Below are 18,507 nucleotides of genomic sequence, written 5' to 3' on the forward strand. Positions count from 1 at the left end.
ACTCTAACGGGGGCCTCCGACATCGCGCTCAGGTGGCCCTGGCCGTCCCCGTCCCCTTCTCCGCGTCCAGCGCGTACACGCAACGGTCCTTGCTGCACGCGTACACGACCCCGTCCTTGACCACCGGCGACCCGGTGATCTCCCCGCCGGTCGCGAGCTTCCAGCGCAGGCGGCCGTCGTCGGCCTTCAGGGTGTAGAGCAGATGGTCGGTGGACCCGAAGTGGATACGGCCCTCGGCCACCGCGGGCGCCCCCACGATGTCCCCGCCCGCCTGGAACCGCCACTTCGGCGTACCGGTGACCGCGTCCAGCGTGTACAGCCCCTTGCCGCTGCCCACATGGACATGTCCCCCGGCCACCAGCACCGGCTCGACCGACGCCCGGGCCTCGGTGGCGATGCGCCAGCGGTCGCGGCCGTCGGTCGCGTCGAGGGCGTAGACCGTGCCCAGGTAGTCGGCGAGGTACACCCCGCCGCCCGTGACCGCGGCCCCCGGCACGAAGGTCGGCGGGCACAGGAAGACCGCCGGGGCCTCGAAGTGCCAGCGCACCCGTCCGCTCGCCACGTCGAGGGCCATGACGCGCGTCCCGGCCGAGATGTACACGAACCCGTCGTGGGCCTGCGCCACCCGGACCGGCACCCCGCCGCAGGAGGCCGCGTCGCCGATGGGGAACGCCCAGCGCTCCTCGCCGGTGCGGGCGTCCAGGGCCCGCAGGCGGCCCTCCTGCCAGACGTAGACCGTGCCCTCGTGGAGCGCGGGGCCGGCCTCGGGGGACTCGAAGTCGGTCTGGCAGCCGGCCAGCTCCCAGAGCTTCCGGCCGGTGGCGGCCTCCCATGCCTGTACGCCGCCGCCGCGGGTCCCGGTGATCACCGTCCCGCGTTCGGCCTTGAGGGAGTACACCCACGCGTCCGTGCTCAGCCGCCACTGGTCGGCGCCCTCGCGGGCGTCGAGGGCGAAGAGCGTAGGGCCGTCGGAGGCGTGGATACGGCCGTCCGCGACCGCCATCGACCAGGCCACGTCCCGCGTCTTGAAGCGACGGCGGCCGGTGCCGACGTCGAGGGCGTGCACCTCGAAGGAGGTGACGTAGACGAGGTCCCCGGCGACGGCCGGGGTGCCCCACACGTCGTTCGACATGCGGAACCGCCAGGGCCGCCAGCCGCCCGAGTTCTCCGGCGGCGCGGGCGGGGGTGCCGGTACGGCGGGGCCCACGGCGGGCTCCGTGCCGTTGACGCCGGGGCGCGGCCGGGTCCAGGTGGCGACCAGGCCGGCCTCCGGCGGGGGCGCCTTCACGGCGGCGGCCCGGGCGTCGGCGACGCGCGGCCCGGGCCCGATGGGCACCTGGGCCCCCGCGAGGCGCACGGGGCCGGCGTCGGGGGCGCCGACGGGGACGGGAGCGGGCGGCGGCGGGTCGTAGGCGGGCGGCGGCGGTACGGCGGCGGGGCGGCCGCCTCCGCTGCGGGCACCACCGGCCTGGGTGGGCGCCGGGCGCCCGCCGCGCCGCGACTCGATCATGGCCACGGCCTTCTCGGGCAGCCACGCCGACGCCGTACCGCTGTCGTCGGAACCGGAGCCGAAGAGGTGGGGTGCCAGCTGGGCCTGGAGGTCGGCCGGGTTGGGACGCCCGGTGGCCTCCATCTGCATACAGGACTCGATGAGCGGACGCAGCTCGTCCGGGAGGCCCTCGAGGTCGGGGCCCTCGCGCAGCAGCATGAAGACCGTCTCGACCGGGTTGGCGCCGTGGAAGGGCGGGTGGCCGGTGGCGGCGAAGACCAGCATGGAGCCGAGCGAGAAGACGTCGCTGGCACCGGTGACGCTGCGGGAGTCCTTCGCCTGCTCGGGGGACATGTAGGCGGGGGTGCCGACGGCGACGTTCGTCATCGTCAAACGGGTGTTCGAGACACCGGAGGCGATACCGAAGTCGATCACCCGGGGGCCGTCCTCGACCACCAGGACGTTGGAGGGCTTGAGGTCACGGTGGACCAGCCCGGCGCCGTGGATGGACTGCAGCGCCTCCGCGACGCCCGCCGCGAGCCAGCGCACCGCCTGGGCCGGGAGCGGTCCGCAGTCGTTCACTATCTCTTCGAGGGAGGGCGCGGGGACGTACGCCGTGGCCAGCCACGGCACGGCCGCGCGCGGGTCGGCGTCGACCACGGCGGCCGTGTAGAAACCGGAGACCGCCCGGGCTGCCTCCACCTCACGGGTGAAGCGGACCCGGAAGAGCTGGTCCTCGGCGAGCTCCGTCCGGACCGTCTTGATCGCCACCCGCCGGCCGGACGCCGAGCGCGCGAGATAGACCAGCCCCATGCCGCCGGCACCCAGCCGTCCCAGCACCTCGAACGGCCCGATCCTGCGCGGATCGTGCTGCGTCAGCTGATCCACCACTCTGCCTGCCACCTCCCCGTACAAGCCGCGCCACCCACATATGTACGCGACCCCGTGCAGCGTCTCACCACCGCACCGCCGTGGCGGCACGCAACCCTGATTCTTCCTGGCCGGAGGCCTGGTGGCGAACCCGGGGTCAATTGGGATGTCTCACCTCAAAGCGGAACCTTCTACCGCTCCGATCGCTCCAGGATGGCGAACGACGCCCCCTGATTGTCGGTGACGACCGCCACTTTTCCGTACGACGTCTCGAATGGCGGCGCCTGGACCCGCCCGCCCAGCCGGTTGACCGTCCCGAGCACGGTCTCGCAGTCCTCGACACCGAAGTGCACGAGGAAGTGGGGCGGCATCTCGTCGGGGAACACGTCGGAGACGAGGGCGCGGCCGAAGTCGGGGTGAGCCTCGGGTCCGAAGAGGGCGTCGTGGAAGAGCCCGCCGTAGAAGGTGTTGGCGGCCTCGGTGTCGCGCGCGTACAGCTCGGCCCAGGCGAAGGTGCCGGGCTCGTGCCGCACACCGAACCCGGGGTGGCTGCCCGGCTCCCAGAGGCCGAAGACGGCCCCCTCCGAATCGGTGACCAGCGCGGACGTACCCAGCTCCGCCACCGGCACGGGCGCGGTGACGACCTGTCCGCCGGCCGCCCAGATCCGGTCGGCGAGGCCCTCGATGTCCGGGGTGGCGAAGTAGACCGTCCACACGGTGGGCATACGGCCGTCCGTCTTGTGGGCGAGGGCGGCGACGGGGCGGCCCTTGTGGTGGGCCCACACGGAACCGTGGGCGTCCGGCCGGTCGTGGAAGGTCCAGCCGAAGAGCTCACCGTAGAACCGCTGTCCGGCGGCCACGTCGGGAAGCTGCGCGTCCACCCAGCAGGGGACGCCCTCGCCGTATCCCGTTCCGTCTGCGGATGCCCTGTTTTCGGCCATACCGCCAAAGTAACGGCGTCGCACGCACCCCGCAGGACCAGGCACACCCGTCTCCCCGGCCCCGTGCACCCCATTTGCAGTCGGCCGAATCGCGCTCCGATCACCCCTCGGTAAGCTGACGGCATGACAGGACAAGTGCGTACCGTCGACGGCCGTGTGGCCGGCCGGCGTGGGCAGGCGACCCGGCAGAAGCTGCTCGACTGCCTCAGCGAGATGCTCAGCTCCTCCCCCTACCGGGACGTCAAGGTCATCGATGTCGCCCGGAAGGCGGGCACTTCACCCGCGACCTTCTACCAGTACTTCCCGGACGTCGAGGGCGCCGTCCTGGAGATCGCCGAGCACATGGCCACCGAGGGCGGTCAGTTGACCCGGCTGCTCGAAGGCCGGTCGTGGGTCGGCAAGGCGGGATGGCAGACCGCGCAGGAACTCGTGGAGGGTTTCCTCGAGTTCTGGCGCAAGAACGACGCGATCCTGCGCGTGGTCGACCTCGGCGCCGCCGAGGGCGACAAACGCTTCTACAAGATCCGCATGAAGATCCTCAACTCCGTGAACAACTCCCTTGTGGACGCGGTCACCGAACTCCAGTCCAAGGGCAAGGTCGACAAGGACGTCAACCCGGCCGCGGTCGCGGGTTCGCTCGTCGCGATGCTCGCGGCGGTGGCCTCGCACCAGAAGGGCTTCCAGACCTGGGGCGTCAAGCAGGCCGAACTCAAGCCGAACCTGGCGCTGTTGGTGCACCTGGGCGTGACGGGCAAGAAGCCGACGAAATAACGGCCCAATCCAAGTCCTGTCTGGCAGGCGGCTGTTCACACGGGTGGACAGCCGCCTGTCGTGCGTCCGGCCATCACCTCCGGGTGATCCGGAAGAGCCGTATCTCCCGCTCGACCCGTGCCTGATAGGTGGCGTACGGCGGCCAGAACGCCAGCGCCGTCTTCCACACGGCCGCCCGCTCCTCCCCCGTCAGCAGCGTCGCCGTCACCGCGATGTCCTGTCCCTTCCAGCTGACCGCGGCCTCGGGGTGGACGAGGAGGTTGGCGGTCCAGGCGGGGTGGCCGTCGCGGCCGAAGTTGGAGCCGATGAGGATCCAGGTACGGCCCTCGTCCTCGGGCATGCAGGCGAGCGGGGTCCGGCGGGACAGCCCGCTCCTCGCCCCCGTCGAGGTGAGCACGAGCCCCGGCAGCATCTGCGCGCTGAGCAGGAACTTCCCCCGCGTGATCCGGTGCACGGCCCGGTCCAGGGCCGGAATCACGTGCGGTGCGACCTTGGCGAAGCCGCGCGTGGACGACACCCGCTGGACCACCCGCGCCCCGATCACACCGAAACCTCCGCCCGCTCGAAGAGCCGCGCCGCGTCGGCGGCGTGCGCCCGCAGCCGGTGCGCGGGGCCGAAGAGCAGCTCGTCCCCGGTGGCGCGCTTGAAGTACAGCTGCGCCTCGTGCTCCCAGGTGAACCCGATGCCTCCGTGCAGCTGAATGCCCTCGGCGGCGGCCGTGCGCAGGGCTTCGAGGGCCTGGGCGAGGGCGAGCCCACCGACCCGCCGCTCGTCGTGCACGGCGGCCCAGGCGGCGAAGTAGGCAGCGGAACGGGCCGCCTGAAGCTGAACGTACACATCGGCGAGCCGGTGCTTCACGGCCTGGAAGGACCCGACCGGCCGCCCGAACTGCTCCCGCTGCTTGACGTACTCGACGGTCATCTCCAGCACACGGTCTGCGGCCCCGACAGCCTCACAGGCGAGGACGGTGGCGGCGGTGTCCCCGGTGCGGGCGAGGGCCCCCAGGACATCGGCCCCGTCCTCGTCGCCGAGCAACTCGGCTTCGACGTCCCGCAGCTGGACGCGGGCCCGGGGGCGGGTGGCGTCGAGGGCGCGCTGCCGGGTGCGCACGAGCCCGGCGGCGTCACCGGGGACGAGGAAGAGGAGGGTACGGGACCGGGCGAACCCTCCGGCGTGTGCGGCGACGAGCAGGAGGTCGGCGCTGTGGCCGTCGAGGACCTGATCGACTTCGCCGTACAACCGCCAGCCGGGAGCGTGGGGTTGATCTCCGGGGCGCGACCGCGCGAGGTGGGTCGGCGGTGACGCCGAGGGAGCCGCGGCCGATCGCGACGACCGCGGTGAGACGGGCAGTCCCGCCCCTTCCGTAGCTCGCGACAACTGCGGTGAGACGGGCGCCCCCGCCCCCTCCGTAACCGCGGACGGTCGTGGCGCCCGGGCGGCTCCCGGCCCGCCGAGAGCGGCACCGGCCGAGCGCGGCCCGGCGACGGGCGGTTCCACCCACTTCATCGCCGCGGACGGTCCTGCCGCCGGGGCACCTCCCGGCCCGCCGTGAGCGGCACCGGCCGCGCGCGGGCCGCCGACGACACCCCCACCCGCACCGCCGGACCGTCGGGCCTGGACCCCGCCCGCGCGCCCGCCGCCCGCCCACTCGGCCCCGTTGTCGCCGGTGAGCCCCAGCGCCGCCCCGGGGGGCACCGCAAGGGCAGCGGTCAAAGCGCCGGAAGCCATCCGAGGCAACAGACCGGCACGCTGCTCCTCCGTCCCCAGGGCCAGCACCAGCGGGGCCACGAGAACCGCCGTGCCCAGCAACGGCGTGGCCGCCAGCACCCGCCCCGTCTCCTCGCAGGCCAGCGCCAGCTCCGTCACCGAGCACCCCACACCGCCGTACGTCTCGGGAAGCGCCAGCCCCGGCAGTCCCAGCTGTTCGGCGAGGGCCGTCCACAGCGCCGGGTCGTAACCGGCCGGAGTGTCGACCGCACTCCTGGACTCCCCGGACCCGCAGCGCCTCCGCAGCAGTTCCCGCACGGCACGCCGGATCTCGTCCTGTTCGGCGCTGAAGCGAGCGTCCATGGCTCTTCCTCTTCCCTCCCGATCTGACGGTCCGTCATATTAGAAGCGCCCGCACCAGATGCCCAGAGGCAGGAGCCCCTCATGCCCCACGGGAGCCGGAAAGTCGCGATCACCGGCGTGGCCCTGGCCGACTGCGGCCGCGTGGACGACACGACCCCCTACGCCCTGCACGCCCAGGCCGCCCGCCGCGCCCTGGCCGACGCCGGCCTGGACCGCTCGCTGGTCGACGGCCTCGCCTCGGCCGGCACCGGCACCCTCGCCCCCGTCGAGATCGCCGAGTACCTGGGCCTGCGCCCCACCTGGGTCGACTCGACCTCGGTCGGCGGTTCCACCTGGGAGGTCATGGCGGCGCACGCGGCCGACGCGATCGCCGCCGGACACGCGAACGCGGTCCTGCTGGTCTACGGCTCCACGGCCCGCGCCGACATCAGGGCGGGCCGCCGTACCGGCACCCTCTCCTTCGGCGCCCGCGGCCCGCTCCAGTTCGAGGTGCCCTACGGTCACACCCTGATCGCCAAGTACGCGATGGCGGCCCGCCGCCACATGATCGAACACGGCACCACCATCGAGCAGTTGGCACAGATAGCGGTCCAGGCCCGCGCCAACGCCGCCCTCAACCCCGACGCGATGTTCCGCGACCCGATCACCGTCGACGACGTCCTGTCCGGCCCGATGATCGCGGACCCCTTCACCAAGCTGCACTGCTGCATCCGCTCCGACGGCGGCGCGGCGGTGCTGCTCGCGGCCGAGGAGTACGTACGGGACTGCCGTACCGCTCCCGTCTGGGTACTGGGCACCGGCGAGTACGTCTCGCACGTCAGCATGTCCGAGTGGCCCGACTTCACCGTGTCCCCGGCGGCGGTGAGCGGACGGCTGGCCTTCGAGCGGGCGGGCGTACGCCCCGAGGAGATCGAACTCGCCCAGATCTACGACGCGTTCACCTACATGACGCTGGTGACGCTGGAGGACCTCGGCTTCTGCGCCAAGGGCGAGGGCGGTTCCTTCGTGGAGAAGGGACGGCTGAAGGTCGAGGGCGGGGACCTGCCGGTGAACACCGACGGCGGCGGGCTGTCCGCCCAGCACCCGGGCATGCGCGGGCTGTTCCTGCTCGTGGAGGCCGTACGGCAGGTGCGCGGGGAGGCGGGCGCACGGCAGGTGCGGCGCCCGGACGGGTCGGCGCCGCATCTGGCGGTGGCATCCGGGACGGGCGGCTGGTTCTGCTCGTCGGGGACGGTGGTGCTGGGGCGTTAGGGCACGACCCGGATGGCCGCCTTGTCGTTGGAGGTGTCCGGGTCCCTGCGCCCCACGTCCCACGGGCTGGAGCGGTCCTTCTCCAGGAGGCTCAGGGTGCCCTCTCCGGGGGCGCCGAGTTCGGCCGTGAACTCGAAGGAACGGGTCTGGCCCGGCTTCAGGTCGGGCACCTCACAGGTGTAGGTGAAGCCGTTGTTGTCGCAGTACGCCTGGTAGACGCCGTCGTCGTACTCCTCCATGGGCTCCTCCACCACCCTCAGCTCGAAGGGCGGCTCGAAGACCAGCTCGGCCGTGGTACCGGCGTCGGCGGGGCCGTTGTTGCGGACCTCGATGCGGAAGGTGCGCCGGGTGCCGGGACCGCCGCGCAGTTCGACGTCGGAGACCTGGTAGTCGGCGTGGGTGTCGACGACGAGCTGGGTGGATCCGCCGCCCCCCAAGAAGGCGCCCCCGGTGCCGGCGGTCGGCTCGGCCTCCAGGGCCGGTCCGTCGCCGGGGCCGCCGCCCTTGGTGTAGTTGTGATACTGCCCCGGGCCCATGTCCAGGGCCCAGACGTGCCGGCCGTAGGAGGGGTACATCTGCGCGGCGGGGACGCGCAGTCTCATGGCGGGGCGGACGACGAGCGTCTCTCCCGGGTCGATCGTCACCTCCGGCAGCTCGCACACCGCGAGGTGGCCCTTTTGCAGTTCGGGGTAACGGCAGTTGTCGTACCGCCGCGTGAACTCCGTCCCGTTGGCGGTCATCGCTATCCCGAGTCCCCTGACCGGCACCTCGCCGGTGTTCCGCACGACGAGCGGGGAGACCAGCTCGGAGCCGGGCCGCAGGAGATCCTTCGCGTACGCGGGCGCCACCGCCTCGACCACCGGCTCGCCGACGACGAACCGGGTCCGTGCGGTGAGCTTTTTGCCGCTCTTCGTGGTGTAGGTGTAGCGGACGACGGCCGTGGCACCGGCCTCGGCGCCCTTGACGGCGTACGGCTGCGCACGGGCGTTGTCCGCCCAGTTGCTGTAGTCGCCGTCGACCTCGCAGGTCAGATGCGCAAAGTCGCCCTCGCAACGGCCGTACTTCTTCAACCGGACCACGTCCAGCCCGTCGGGGGCCACGTCCACCGTGAGCCGGCGGACCCCGGGCCCGTTCCCGTCCTCGGCCGTCACGGAGAAGGGCATCTTGTCCTTCGGGCCGGACTTGTCGCCGTAGGGACGCAGGTAGTAGAGCTCGGGGACGGTCAGGGAGGACTTCGCGGTGGTGGAGTCGCAGGCGGCGAGGGACGCGAGAAGGAGGACGCCGACCGCGCCAACTGCCGTACTGAACAAGCGCTTCACCGCACCCCCTTCCTCCGGCGGCCGAAGTATCCTGCACTCTATGGCCCTGACTCGCGAAGAACGTGAACAGTTCCTGGCCGAGCCTCATGTCGCCGCGCTGGCGGTCGACGCGGGAGAGGGGCGCGCGCCGCTCACCGTGCCGATCTGGTACCAGTACGCGCCGGGCGGCGACGTCTGGATCATGACCGGTGCCGGTTCCCGCAAGCACGAGCTGATCCGGGCGGCCGGCCGTTTCTCCCTGCTGGTCGACCGCCTCGAGCCCACCATCCGGTACGTGTCCGTCGAGGGACCGGTCCTCGACACCGTGCCCGGCACCCTCGCACACCTCCAGGAGATCTCCGCCCGGTACCTGCCGGCCGAGAAGGTCGAAGGGTACGTCGAGTTCGCCGCCAAGAACCACGGCGAATCGGTGATCATCCGGATGCGGCCCGAAAGGTGGGTGACGTCCGACCTCGGTACCGTCTGAGGCATGGCAACGGATCTTCACGAGCTGCTCAGGTCGCTGCGGGTGTGGGACCCGGAGGTCACCTCGCTGCCCTCCTTCGACCCCGCGACCGCGCCCGCGACCCCGCTGGAGCTCTTCACCACCTGGTTCGCGGAGGCGGTGGCCGCCGGGCAGACCGAGCCGCACACCATGTCCCTCGCGACGGCGGACGGGGAGGGCCGGCCGGACGTCCGCACCGTGATGCTGCACGGCGCGGACGAGGACGGCTGGGCCTTCGCGAGCCACTCCCACAGCCGCAAGGGAGGGCACCTGTCGGTACGGCCGTACGCCGCCCTCGGCTTCTACTGGCCGGTCCTCGGCCGGCAGGTGCGGGTGAAGGGGCCGGTGAGCGCCGCGCCCTCCGAGGAGGGCCAGGCCGACCTGCACGCCCGCTCGACCGGCGCACTGGCCGCCGCGCTCACCGGACGGCAGAGCGAAGTCCTGGGCTCGCTCGGGGAGTTGGCGCGGGTGTCCGAGGAGGCCTGGGAGCGGGCGCAGCGGGAGCCGGAGGTGCCGGTCCCGTCCTGGACGCTGTACCGACTGCTTCCGGACGAGGTGGAGTTCTTCCAGGGAGACGAGCGCAGGCGGCACATCAGGCTCAACTACCGGCGCTCGGGCCAGGGTTGGGCTCAGGAACTGCTCTGGCCCTGAAAGTCGTACACCGCGAAGTCCGCCACCGGCCGGTACCCGATGCGCTGGTAGAGACCGTTGCTGGTCGGGTTGGCCAGATCGGTGAAGAGCAGCACCTCGTCGGCGCCCCGCTCCCGCGCCAGCCGGCTGACCTCGGCGGTGGCGGCACCGGCGTACCCGCGGCCGCGGAGGCCGGCCGGGGTGTAGACGGGCGCCACCCGGATCTGGCCGGCGACGGGGGGAGTGAGGCCGGCCATGGAGACGGGGGTGCCGTCGGGGGCCTCCCACAGGGTGACGCCGCCGTAGGCGAGGCGGGCGTCGGCCCAGGACTCGGCGCGCACGGAGTCGTTCTCGCTCTCTCCGATGTCCCGGACGAACTCCCGGAACCAGCGCACCAGCAGTTCCCGGTCGCCCTCCCCCGCGATCCTCGGCCGCCCCTGCGGCACCGGCTCCGGCTCGGTCAGCGTGTCCAGCCGGTACAGCCGCTGGCGCTGATACGGCACGGCCTCCACTCCGGTCCGGCGCCGCCATGCCTCGGCGAAACCTTCCGCGGTCGCGGCCTCGGCACTGACGCCGGGCACGGCATGGCCCAGGGCCGTCAGATGGGCGGCGAGGGAGTCGGCCCGCCCGGTGGTCAGGGGCGTGAGATACAGCCGGTACGGCGGTGTCCGGAAGTAGGCGCCCCGCACGCTCCCGTCCTCCTCCAGCAGCCCGAAGCGGGGCGTCTCGTCGCCGTACGCCCGGAGCCCGCGGGTGCGCAGCCCCTCGGTCACGGTGAGGACGACGGTGTGCAGGTCCGGCCGGGAGTACAGGAAGTCACCGGCGCGGGTGAGGAACTCGTCGAGGTCTTCGGTGGAGTACCAAGCTGTGGGAGGCATGTCTCATGATCCTGCGCGAGCGCGCCGGACGCCTCCGCATTACGACGGTTCCGGGTCCGTCATCACGACGGTTCCGGGTCCGTCGCCAGTCGGCCGTGCAGGTGCACGTCCCGGAACGCGTCGTGCCGCCCCGCCTCGAACATCGCGCCCCGCAGCGTGCCCTCGTAACGGAAGCCGCAGCGTCCGGCGACGGTGCAGGAGGCCCCGTGGCCGAGGGCGTGACCCAGCTCCAGCCGGTACAGGCCGAGGTCGGTGAGGGCCCAGCGGGCGCCGAGGCGGAGGGCGCGGGTGGCCACCCCGTGGCCGCGGGCCTCGGGCAGCACCCAGTAGCCGACGCGGGCGGTGCGCAGGACGTGGTCGATGACGTTGATGCCGAGGTGTCCGAGCGTCGTACCGCTCGACTCGTCCGTGATCCGGTACGACACGCTCGTTCCCTGCGCCGCCTGTGCGGCCCTGCGTCGCATGACGGCACGGGCGCCGTCGAGGTCGTGGATCAGGGTGAGCGGGGTGTTCCAGCGCCCGAACTCGGGGTCCAGCGAGCCGCGCAGCCAGTCCTGGGCCTGGGTGTCGGAGTCCGCGTCCCAGGCGCACAGGCGCAAGCCGTGGCCGTGCAGCGGGGTGAAGGGGCGGATGCGGTGCTGATCGTCGACGTCGGTCATCCGCCCATTCAAACCGGCGCGGTCGTCCCGCGCGGCCTGAATTTCGGTACCCCGTCCGGGAAGACCGCCTCCAGGTCCAGCCCGGCCCGCAGGTCCTCGTGCGCGCAGTCGACGATCTCCGTCATCATCCGGGGGCCCTCGGCGAGGTCGACGACGGCGGCGACGTAGGGGGTGCGGTCCTTGAAGGGCGGCAGGTCGTTGCGGTGGACGACGGACCAGGTGTGGAGCGTGGCGCGGCCGGTGGCCGCGGACCACGTGACGTCCTCGCTCCAGCAGCGCGGGCAGAACTCACGGGGGTAGTGGTGGACCTGGGCACATGTCCCGCAGCGCCTGAGCAGCAGGACGCCCCGCGCCGCCGCGTCCCAGTAGGTCCGCGTGAAGGCGTCCGCCTCGGGCAGGTCGTACCTCGCGCCCATCAGAACCAGCCCAGCGCGGCGTCGAGCGACCACGTCTGCCAGGACATCGCGAACAGGGCCACGAGCGAGATGAGGGCCATCATCGAGTTCTGCCCCTGTTCGGCCCAGTCGTGGATCATGAGCGTGAAGTAGAGGACGTTCAGGAGCAGGCCGCCGACCAGCGCGAGCGGGGTCAGGAAGCCGAGGATCAGGCCCGCGCCGAGGGCGAGTTCGGCGTACGCGACGACGTACGCCATCGTCCTGGGGCGGGGGGCGACCAGCACGTCGAAGCCGCTGCGGACCGGGGTCCAGCGGTGCTTGGCGGCGATGTCCGCGGCCCAGGTGATGCCGCCGCCCTCGAACCACGTCCTCTTGTCCTTGTGCCGCCAGCTCTCCAGCCACCACAGCCCGAGGCCGATGCGCAGGACGGCCAGCCATTGCGCGCCGGTCAGCCAGATCGTGTCCATGAAATCTGACGGTACGTCAGATGACGGTTGCCCGGAAGGCCCGGGGGAGCGGTTTCGGTAAGGCCGCAGGAGAGAAACCTGTGCGTAGCCCCCTGCCCCAGGACACCCCGTACCGCGGCTCCGGTTTCCCGTCAGCCTCCGGCCGCCGCACACCACGGCGCCGAGCCCCGCACCCGCGGGCCCGGCGCCGTGGCCTTTTCCGTACGCACACAACCACGTGACCTACGCCACAAGCCCCACCCGGCCCTCCTACAGCCGTGATCGATCCGCAACCAATTCCCGTCTTGACCGAGACCCATCAACGCGCTGTCTGATTACGCTCGCGCTCATGGCCGACTCCACACCCGCAGACCGCCCCGACCAGCCCGATCGTCCCGTCTACGTCGTCGGCGGCGGTCCGGCCGGACTCTCCGTCGCGTACGCGCTGCGCGCCAGGGGCATCCGCGCGGTCGTCCTGGAGAAGTCCGAGCACGTCGGCGCCTCCTGGCGGCGCCACTACGACCGGCTGCACCTGCACACCACCCGCCGCCTGTCGGCCCTGCCGGGCCTCCCGATACCCCGCCGCTTCGGCCGCTGGGTCGCCCGCGACGACGTGGTGCGCTACCTGGAGAAGTACGCCGAGTTCCACGAGCTGGAGACCGTCACCGGCGTCGAGGTCTCCCGCGTCGAGCGCACCCCCGACGGCACCGGCTGGCTGCTGCACGCCACCGGCGGCCGCGAGCTGACCGGCGCCGCAGTGGTCGTCGCCACCGGCTACAACCACACCCCCCTGCTGCCGGACTGGCCGGGCCGCGACACCTACAAGGGCGAGCTCCGGCACGCCGGCGAGTACCGCAACCCCGAGCCCTACGCCGGCCGTGACGTCCTCGTCGTCGGCGTGGGCAACACGGGCGCCGAGATCGCCGTGGACCTGGTCGAGGGCGGCGCCTCGCGGGTACGGCTGTCCGTGCGCACCGCCCCGCACATCGTCCGCCGCTCCACGGCCGGCTGGGCCGCCCAGTACACGGGCGTTCTCGTACGGCGGCTGCCGGTCGGCCTCGTGGACCGGCTGGCCCGGCCCATGGCGAAGCTCAGCGTGCCCGACCTGTCGGAGCACGGGCTGCCCCGTCCCGACACCGGGCTCTACAGCCGGGTCAAGGAGGGCGCCATCCCGGTCCAGGACGTCGGCCTCATCGACGCGATCCGCACGGGCAAGGTCGAGGTGGTGGCCGCCGTGGAGGGCTTCGAGGACGGCGAGGTACTGCTCGCCGACGGCACCCGCGTCGCCCCGGACGCGGTGATCGCGGCCACCGGGTACGCCCGCTCGCTGGAGGGCCTGGTCGGCCACCTCGGCGTCCTCGACGCCCACGGCAGACCGGTCGTCAACGGCTCCCGCTGCCCCGCCGACGCCCCAGGCCTCTTCTTCAGTGGTTACGTCACTCCCATCAGCGGCACCTTCCGCGAAGTGGCCCTCGACGCGGAGAAGATCGCGAAGGCCGTCGAGAAGGACGGCGCGGACGGGCTCTCGCGGCTTCCCGCCTGACGTAGAAAACCTCAACTCTCTTCAGTAAAGCTCCCGTTACTCCTGTGTCAGATGTGACGGGAGCGTTGTCGTGTGCCATCGTGCGGGGCCAGAATGTGAACACTTCTCATGTTCTAGCTCCACACTCTCTCCACTACGGAGGACGCACGTGGCACGCGAAAGACAGCTCCCCCCGCTCTCCCGGCGCTCCCTGCTCGGCGGTGCCGCCGCGGCGGCCGGTGCCGTCACCCTGACCGGCACCGCCGCCTCCCCCGCCTCCGCCGCCACCCGTGACGTGGACGTCGCGATCGTCGGCGGCGGTCTCGCCGGGCTCACCGCGGCCCGTGACCTGGTCGCGGGCGGAAAGACCGTCGCCGTACTGGAGGCCCGTGACCGGGTCGGCGGCCGGGTCCTCAACCTGCCCCTGGCCAACGGCGGTGTCACCGAGGGCGGCGGCGAGTTCATCGGCCCCACCCAGGACCGCATCAAGGCCCTTGCAGACTCGCTCGGGGTGGGAACCTTCGCCACCTACAACACCGGCAACAACCTTCTCTACAAGGACGGCAAGAAGACCCCCTACGCCACCGACGGCATCCTCGGCTCGGTCCCGCCGATCGACGCGGCCGGTCTCGCCAACGCGGCGATCGTCCAGGCCTCCCTCGACGACATGGCCAAGACGATCCCCCTCGACGCGCCCTGGACCGCGGCCAAGGCCGAGGAGTGGGACCGGCAGACCTTCGAGACCTGGCTGCGCGCCAACGCCGTGATCCCGTCGGCCAAGTTCCTCCTGGACGTGGCCTGCACGTCGATCTTCTCGGCCGAACCCCGTGAACTCTCCCTCCTGTTCGTCCTCTTCTACATCGCCGCGGCCGGCAACGAGACCACGCCCGGCACCCTGGAACGCCTCACCGAGACCGCGGGCGGCGCCCAGGAACTGCGCTTCGTCGGCGGCTCCCAGCTGGTGCCGATCAAGCTCGCCGCCACGCTGGGCGACCGGGTGGTGCTGAACGCCCCGGTGCGCACGATCGCCAAGTCCGGCTCGAAGTACGTCGTCACGGCCGACGGGGTCACCGTCACCGCCAAGCGGGTCGTCGTCGCCGTACCGCCGCCGCTCGCGGCCCGCATCACCTACGACCCGTTGCTGCCCGCCGCCCGCGACCAGCTCACCCAGCGCCTCCCGATGGCCTCGGTCGGCAAGGCGATCGCGATCTACGACACCCCCTTCTGGCGGGCGGACGGCCTCAACGGCCAGGTCGTCAGCGACACCGGCGTGATCAGCTCGACCTTCGACAACTCCCCGCCCGACGCCTCCTACGGCGCCCTGATGGGCTTCATCGAGGCCGACGAGGCCCGCAAGTACGACGCGGCGAGCGAGGCGGAGGTCAAGGCGGCCGTCCTCAAGGACTACGTGACGTACTTCGGCTCGAAAGCGGCCTCCCCCACCTCCTTCGTCCTACAACGCTGGAACAACGAGGCCTACACCCGCGGTGGCCCCGTCTCCATCGGCGCGCCCGGAGTGCTCACCCAGTACGGTCCCGCCCTGCGCGCCCCCGTCGGCGGCATCCACTGGGCCGGGACGGAGACGTCCCTGCACTGGATGGGCTTCATGGACGGTGCGGTGCGGTCGGGCGAGCGAGTGGCCAAGGAGGTTCTCGCGGTCCTGTAGTCGGCGCATCAACTTTGCGTGCACGCCCGTTCCTGACACCTCGTCAGTTCTGTAATCTGACACTGCGTCAGTTATTTGTGCTGTCACGACAGGAGCGGGCGGACCGATGCTTGGATCAACCCACGGCACCCTCACCACCGACTCCCGCCGGGCCCGGGTCGTCGCGTGCGGCGAGCAACCCGGGCCCGCCGTCCACGGCCGGCCCGCCGAGGTCGACGATCTCGACGTCGGCGGCCGTCCGCTGTACGCCGACGTCCCCGATCTGGACCGCTTCTTCCGTCCGGAGTCGGTCGCCGTGATCGGCGCCTCGGACGCCGAGGACCGGCCGAACACCGGTGTCACCCGGCAGCTGATCGACTGGGCGGACCGGGTGGGAGCCCGGCTGCACCCGGTCCATCCGACCCGCCCGTCGGTCTTCGGCGTCCCCTGCGTGGCATCCGTCGCCGACCTGCCCGAGCAGGTCGATCTCGCCGTCCTGCTGGTCGCGGAGCCACTTCCGCTGATCGGGCAGCTGGCCGAGGCCAAGGTGAAGTTCGCGGTCGTCTTCGCCTCCGGCTTCGCGGAGACCGGCGAGGAGGGGGCGGTGGCGCAGGAGCGTCTCGCCGCCGCCGTGACGGAGTCCGGGATGCGGCTGCTGGGGCCCAACACCAACCTGAACGCCTTCTCGTCGTTCCGCGACGACCTCGACGGGCCCGGGATCGCCCTCATCACCCAGTCCGGCCACCAGGGCCGCCCGGTCTTCGCCCTCCAGGAACTCGGCATCCGCCTCACGCACTGGGCCCCCACCGGCAACGAGGCCGATCTCGAGAGTGCCGACTTCCTCTCCTACTTCGCCGAGCGTCCCGAGGTCGGCGCCATCGCCTGCTACCTGGAGGGCCTGAAAGACGGCCGCTCCTTCCTGCTCGCCGCCGACCGGGCCGCCCGCCGCAAGGTGCCGGTGGTCGCGGTCAAGGTCGGCCGCACCGAGACCGGCGCCCGCACGGCCGCCTCCCACACCGGCAAACTCACCGGCGCGGACACGGTGGTGGACGCCGCGATGCGGCAGTACGGCGTGATCCGCGTCGACGGTCTCGACGAACTCCAGGACACCGCGGCCCTGTTGGCCCGCGCAAGGCCACCGCGCGCCGAAGGGGTCGTCGTCTACTCGATCTCGGGCGGCACGGGCGCGCACTTCGCCGACCTGGCGACGGAGGCGGGGCTCAGGCTCCCCGCCCTCTCGGAGGCGAAGCAGGCCGAACTGCACCAGTGGATACCGGAGTTCCTGAGCGTGGCCAACCCCGTCGACAACGGCGGGCACCCGGTCGGCGACTGGCGCGGCCGGAAGATCATCGACGCGATCCTCGCGGACCCGTCGGTCGGGGTACTGATCTGTCCGGTCACCGGGCCCTTTCCTCCGCTGAGCGACCGGCTGGTGCAGGACCTGGTGGACGCGGCCGAGCAGACCGACAAGCTGGTCTGTGTGGTGTGGGGTTCGCCCGTGGGCACGGAGCCGGCCTACCGCGAGGTCCTGCTCGGTTCCTCCCGGGTGGCCACCTTCCGCACGGTCGGCAACTGCATCACCGCGGTCCGCGCCTACCTCGACCACCACCGCTTCGTCAGCGGCTACCGCTCCCCCTTCGACGAGGCCCCGCGCTCCCCCTCGCCGTCCTTCCGCAAGGCGCAGGCCCTGATGCGCCCGGGCCAGCAGCTGAGCGAGCACGCGGCGAAGCAACTGCTGCGGGCGTACGGGATCCGGGTGCCGCGCGAGCAGCTGGTGACCAGCGCGGCGGCGGCCGTGCGCGCGGCGGGCCTGGTGGGCTATCCGGTCGTGATGAAGGCCTCCGGCGCGAAGATCGCCCACAAGACCGAGCTGGGCCTGGTGAAGATCGGCCTGACTTCGGCCAGCCAGGTCCGGGACGCCTACCGAGAGCTGACCGACATCGCCCGCTACGAGGACGTCCCGCTGGACGGCGTCCTGGTCTGCCAGATGGTCGAGCGGGGCGTCGAGATGGTCGTCGGGGCGGCGCACGACGAGCTGTTCGGGCCGACGGTGACGGTCGGGCTCGGCGGGGTGCTGGTCGAGGTGCTGCGGGACACCGCCGTACGCGTGCCGCCCTTCGGTGAGGAGCAGGCCCGGGACATGCTGGGCGACCTGCGGGGGCGGGCCCTGCTCGACGGGGTCCGGGGGCGGCCGCCCGCGGATCTCGACGCCCTGGTGGAGGTCGTACTGCGCGTGCAGCGCATGGCCCTCGAGCTGGGGGACGAGGTCGCGGAGCTCGACATCAACCCGCTGATGGTGCTGCCCCGGGGGCAGGGCGCGGTGGCGCTGGACGCGTTGGTGGTGTGCCGGTGAGCGAGGTGCGGCACATCGTCGACGGCCAGGTCTCGTACATCACCCTCGACAGGCCCGAGGTGCTCAACGCCCTCACCCCCGGTCAACGGGACCTGCTCGTCGAGCTGTTGGGCCGGGCGTCCGCCGATCCGGACGTGCGAGCCGTCGTCCTCACCGGAACCGGCCGCGGCTTCTGTGCGGGTGCGGACCTGCGAGGGACCTCCGGTGCGGGAGAACGCGTGGCCGGCGATGTGGCCCGCACTCTGCGGCTGGGGGCCCAGCGGCTGATCGCGGCCGTCCTCGACTGCGAGAAGCCGGTGATCGCCGCGGTGAACGGCACCGCGGCCGGTCTCGGCGCGCACCTCGCGTTCGCCTGCGATCTCGTCCTGGCCGCCGAGTCGGCGAAGTTCATCGAGGTCTTCGTACGCCGGGGTCTGGTCCCCGACGGCGGCGGCGCCTATCTCCTGCCCCGTCTGATCGGCCCGCGGCGGGCGAAGGAGCTGATGTTCTTCGGCGAGGCGCTCACCGCTCGCGAAGCCGAACGTCTGGGTCTGGTCAACCGGGTCCTGGAGGACGAGGAGCTGACCAAAACGGCCCGCGCATGGGCCGAGCGCCTCGCCACCGGCCCGACCCGCGCCCTCGCCCTGACGAAACAGCTCGTGAACGCCTCCCTGGACACCGACCGCGCCACCGCCTTCGCCGCGGAGGCCGCCGCCCAGGAGATCAACATGACGACGCAGGACGCGCAGGAGGGCGTGGCGAGCTTCGTCGAGCGCAGGAGCCCCGAGTACCGGGGCCGTTGAGA

At 72.2% G+C, this 18,507-nt stretch carries 17 protein-coding genes; 8 read left to right on the top strand and 9 right to left on the bottom strand.

The window, feature by feature from the left end:
- Positions 1-28: 28 nt before the first annotated feature.
- Both QF027_RS21225 and QF027_RS21230 read right to left on the bottom strand, forming a co-directional pair.
- Positions 29-2,380, bottom strand: coding sequence for a serine/threonine-protein kinase (locus QF027_RS21225; protein WP_306979912.1), 2,352 nt, complete (start codon positions 2,378-2,380; stop codon positions 29-31).
- Between the two features lie 170 nt (positions 2,381-2,550).
- Positions 2,551-3,300, bottom strand: a complete 750-nt coding sequence (locus QF027_RS21230; RefSeq protein ID WP_307076303.1) for a VOC family protein — start codon at positions 3,298-3,300, stop codon at positions 2,551-2,553.
- Between the two features lie 135 nt (positions 3,301-3,435).
- Between QF027_RS21230 and QF027_RS21235 the strand changes: the two genes are divergently transcribed.
- Complete coding sequence (locus QF027_RS21235; RefSeq protein WP_306986643.1) at positions 3,436-4,071, top strand: TetR family transcriptional regulator; 636 nt, start codon at positions 3,436-3,438, stop codon at positions 4,069-4,071.
- 73 nt (positions 4,072-4,144) lie between these two features.
- Here QF027_RS21235 and QF027_RS21240 read toward each other — a convergent pair whose 3' ends face one another.
- Positions 4,145-4,615, bottom strand: a complete 471-nt coding sequence (locus tag QF027_RS21240; RefSeq protein ID WP_307076305.1) for a nitroreductase/quinone reductase family protein — start codon at positions 4,613-4,615, stop codon at positions 4,145-4,147.
- Positions 4,612-6,141 carry an acyl-CoA dehydrogenase family protein gene (locus QF027_RS21245; protein WP_307076306.1) on the bottom strand — a complete coding sequence of 510 codons (1,530 nt, stop codon included), beginning with the start codon at positions 6,139-6,141 and terminating at the stop codon, positions 4,612-4,614. Before QF027_RS21245 ends, QF027_RS21240 begins: the two co-directional genes overlap by 4 nt.
- An 81-nt stretch (positions 6,142-6,222) precedes the next feature.
- Between QF027_RS21245 and QF027_RS21250 the strand changes: the two genes are divergently transcribed.
- A complete protein-coding gene (locus QF027_RS21250; protein WP_306979903.1) occupies positions 6,223-7,392 on the top strand; it encodes a thiolase C-terminal domain-containing protein in 1,170 nt (389 codons plus the stop codon).
- Here QF027_RS21250 and QF027_RS21255 read toward each other — a convergent pair.
- Positions 7,389-8,711 carry a hypothetical protein gene (locus tag QF027_RS21255; RefSeq protein WP_307076308.1) on the bottom strand — a complete coding sequence of 441 codons (1,323 nt, stop codon included), beginning with the start codon at positions 8,709-8,711 and terminating at the stop codon, positions 7,389-7,391. The genes QF027_RS21250 and QF027_RS21255 overlap by 4 nt on opposite strands.
- A 40-nt stretch (positions 8,712-8,751) precedes the next feature.
- On the opposite strand from QF027_RS21255, the gene QF027_RS21260 reads away from it, so the two are divergent.
- A complete protein-coding gene (locus QF027_RS21260; RefSeq protein WP_306979899.1) occupies positions 8,752-9,177 on the top strand; it encodes a pyridoxamine 5'-phosphate oxidase family protein in 426 nt (141 codons plus the stop codon).
- Between the two features lie 3 nt (positions 9,178-9,180).
- Positions 9,181-9,846 (top strand): pyridoxine/pyridoxamine 5'-phosphate oxidase, encoded by a 666-nt coding sequence (locus QF027_RS21265; protein WP_307076309.1) that lies wholly within the window; start codon positions 9,181-9,183, stop codon positions 9,844-9,846.
- Here QF027_RS21265 and QF027_RS21270 read toward each other — a convergent pair.
- The 4 genes from QF027_RS21270 to QF027_RS21285 form a co-directional block, all read right to left on the bottom strand.
- Positions 9,825-10,703 (bottom strand): GNAT family N-acetyltransferase, encoded by an 879-nt coding sequence (locus QF027_RS21270; RefSeq protein ID WP_307076311.1) that lies wholly within the window; start codon positions 10,701-10,703, stop codon positions 9,825-9,827. The genes QF027_RS21265 and QF027_RS21270 overlap by 22 nt on opposite strands.
- Positions 10,704-10,765: 62 nt before the next feature.
- Positions 10,766-11,362, bottom strand: coding sequence for a GNAT family N-acetyltransferase (locus tag QF027_RS21275; protein ID WP_307076314.1), 597 nt, complete (start codon positions 11,360-11,362; stop codon positions 10,766-10,768).
- An 8-nt stretch (positions 11,363-11,370) separates the two neighbouring features.
- Positions 11,371-11,778, bottom strand: coding sequence for a Zn-ribbon domain-containing OB-fold protein (locus QF027_RS21280; protein WP_307076315.1), 408 nt, complete (start codon positions 11,776-11,778; stop codon positions 11,371-11,373).
- Positions 11,778-12,224, bottom strand: coding sequence for a DoxX family membrane protein (locus QF027_RS21285; RefSeq protein WP_059206620.1), 447 nt, complete (start codon positions 12,222-12,224; stop codon positions 11,778-11,780). The genes QF027_RS21280 and QF027_RS21285 overlap by 1 nt, the downstream gene beginning before the upstream one ends.
- Before the next feature lie 328 nt (positions 12,225-12,552).
- On the opposite strand from QF027_RS21285, the gene QF027_RS21290 reads away from it, so the two are divergent.
- From QF027_RS21290 to QF027_RS21305, 4 genes are all read left to right on the top strand, one after another.
- Positions 12,553-13,746 (top strand): flavin-containing monooxygenase, encoded by a 1,194-nt coding sequence (locus QF027_RS21290; RefSeq protein WP_307076317.1) that lies wholly within the window; start codon positions 12,553-12,555, stop codon positions 13,744-13,746.
- 148 nt (positions 13,747-13,894) lie between these two features.
- Positions 13,895-15,391, top strand: coding sequence for a flavin monoamine oxidase family protein (locus tag QF027_RS21295; RefSeq protein ID WP_307076318.1), 1,497 nt, complete (start codon positions 13,895-13,897; stop codon positions 15,389-15,391).
- A gap of 106 nt (positions 15,392-15,497) precedes the next feature.
- A complete protein-coding gene (locus QF027_RS21300; protein ID WP_307076320.1) occupies positions 15,498-17,723 on the top strand; it encodes an acetate--CoA ligase family protein in 2,226 nt (741 codons plus the stop codon).
- Positions 17,714-18,505, top strand: coding sequence for an enoyl-CoA hydratase/isomerase family protein (locus QF027_RS21305; RefSeq protein ID WP_307076322.1), 792 nt, complete (start codon positions 17,714-17,716; stop codon positions 18,503-18,505). Before QF027_RS21300 ends, QF027_RS21305 begins: the two co-directional genes overlap by 10 nt.
- Positions 18,506-18,507 lie beyond the last annotated feature (2 nt).

This window comes from Streptomyces canus (assembly GCF_030816965.1).
Lineage (GTDB): Bacteria > Actinomycetota > Actinomycetes > Streptomycetales > Streptomycetaceae > Streptomyces > Streptomyces canus_E.

What these genes read in the sequence shown, in the direction of transcription:
- QF027_RS21230 (WP_307076303.1), bottom strand. Translation starts at nt 3,300, where the DNA reads ATGGCCGAAAACAGGGCATCCGCAGACGGAACGGGATACGGCGAGGGC.
- QF027_RS21245 (WP_307076306.1), bottom strand. Translation starts at nt 6,141, where the DNA reads ATGGACGCTCGCTTCAGCGCCGAACAGGACGAGATCCGGCGTGCCGTG.
- QF027_RS21250 (WP_306979903.1), top strand. Translation starts at nt 6,223, where the DNA reads ATGCCCCACGGGAGCCGGAAAGTCGCGATCACCGGCGTGGCCCTGGCC.
- QF027_RS21260 (WP_306979899.1), top strand. Translation starts at nt 8,752, where the DNA reads ATGGCCCTGACTCGCGAAGAACGTGAACAGTTCCTGGCCGAGCCTCAT.
- QF027_RS21265 (WP_307076309.1), top strand. Translation starts at nt 9,181, where the DNA reads ATGGCAACGGATCTTCACGAGCTGCTCAGGTCGCTGCGGGTGTGGGAC.
- QF027_RS21270 (WP_307076311.1), bottom strand. Translation starts at nt 10,703, where the DNA reads ATGCCTCCCACAGCTTGGTACTCCACCGAAGACCTCGACGAGTTCCTC.
- QF027_RS21275 (WP_307076314.1), bottom strand. Translation starts at nt 11,362, where the DNA reads ATGACCGACGTCGACGATCAGCACCGCATCCGCCCCTTCACCCCGCTG.
- QF027_RS21280 (WP_307076315.1), bottom strand. Translation starts at nt 11,778, where the DNA reads ATGGGCGCGAGGTACGACCTGCCCGAGGCGGACGCCTTCACGCGGACC.
- QF027_RS21285 (WP_059206620.1), bottom strand. Translation starts at nt 12,224, where the DNA reads ATGGACACGATCTGGCTGACCGGCGCGCAATGGCTGGCCGTCCTGCGC.
- QF027_RS21290 (WP_307076317.1), top strand. Translation starts at nt 12,553, where the DNA reads ATGGCCGACTCCACACCCGCAGACCGCCCCGACCAGCCCGATCGTCCC.
- QF027_RS21300 (WP_307076320.1), top strand. Translation starts at nt 15,498, where the DNA reads ATGCTTGGATCAACCCACGGCACCCTCACCACCGACTCCCGCCGGGCC.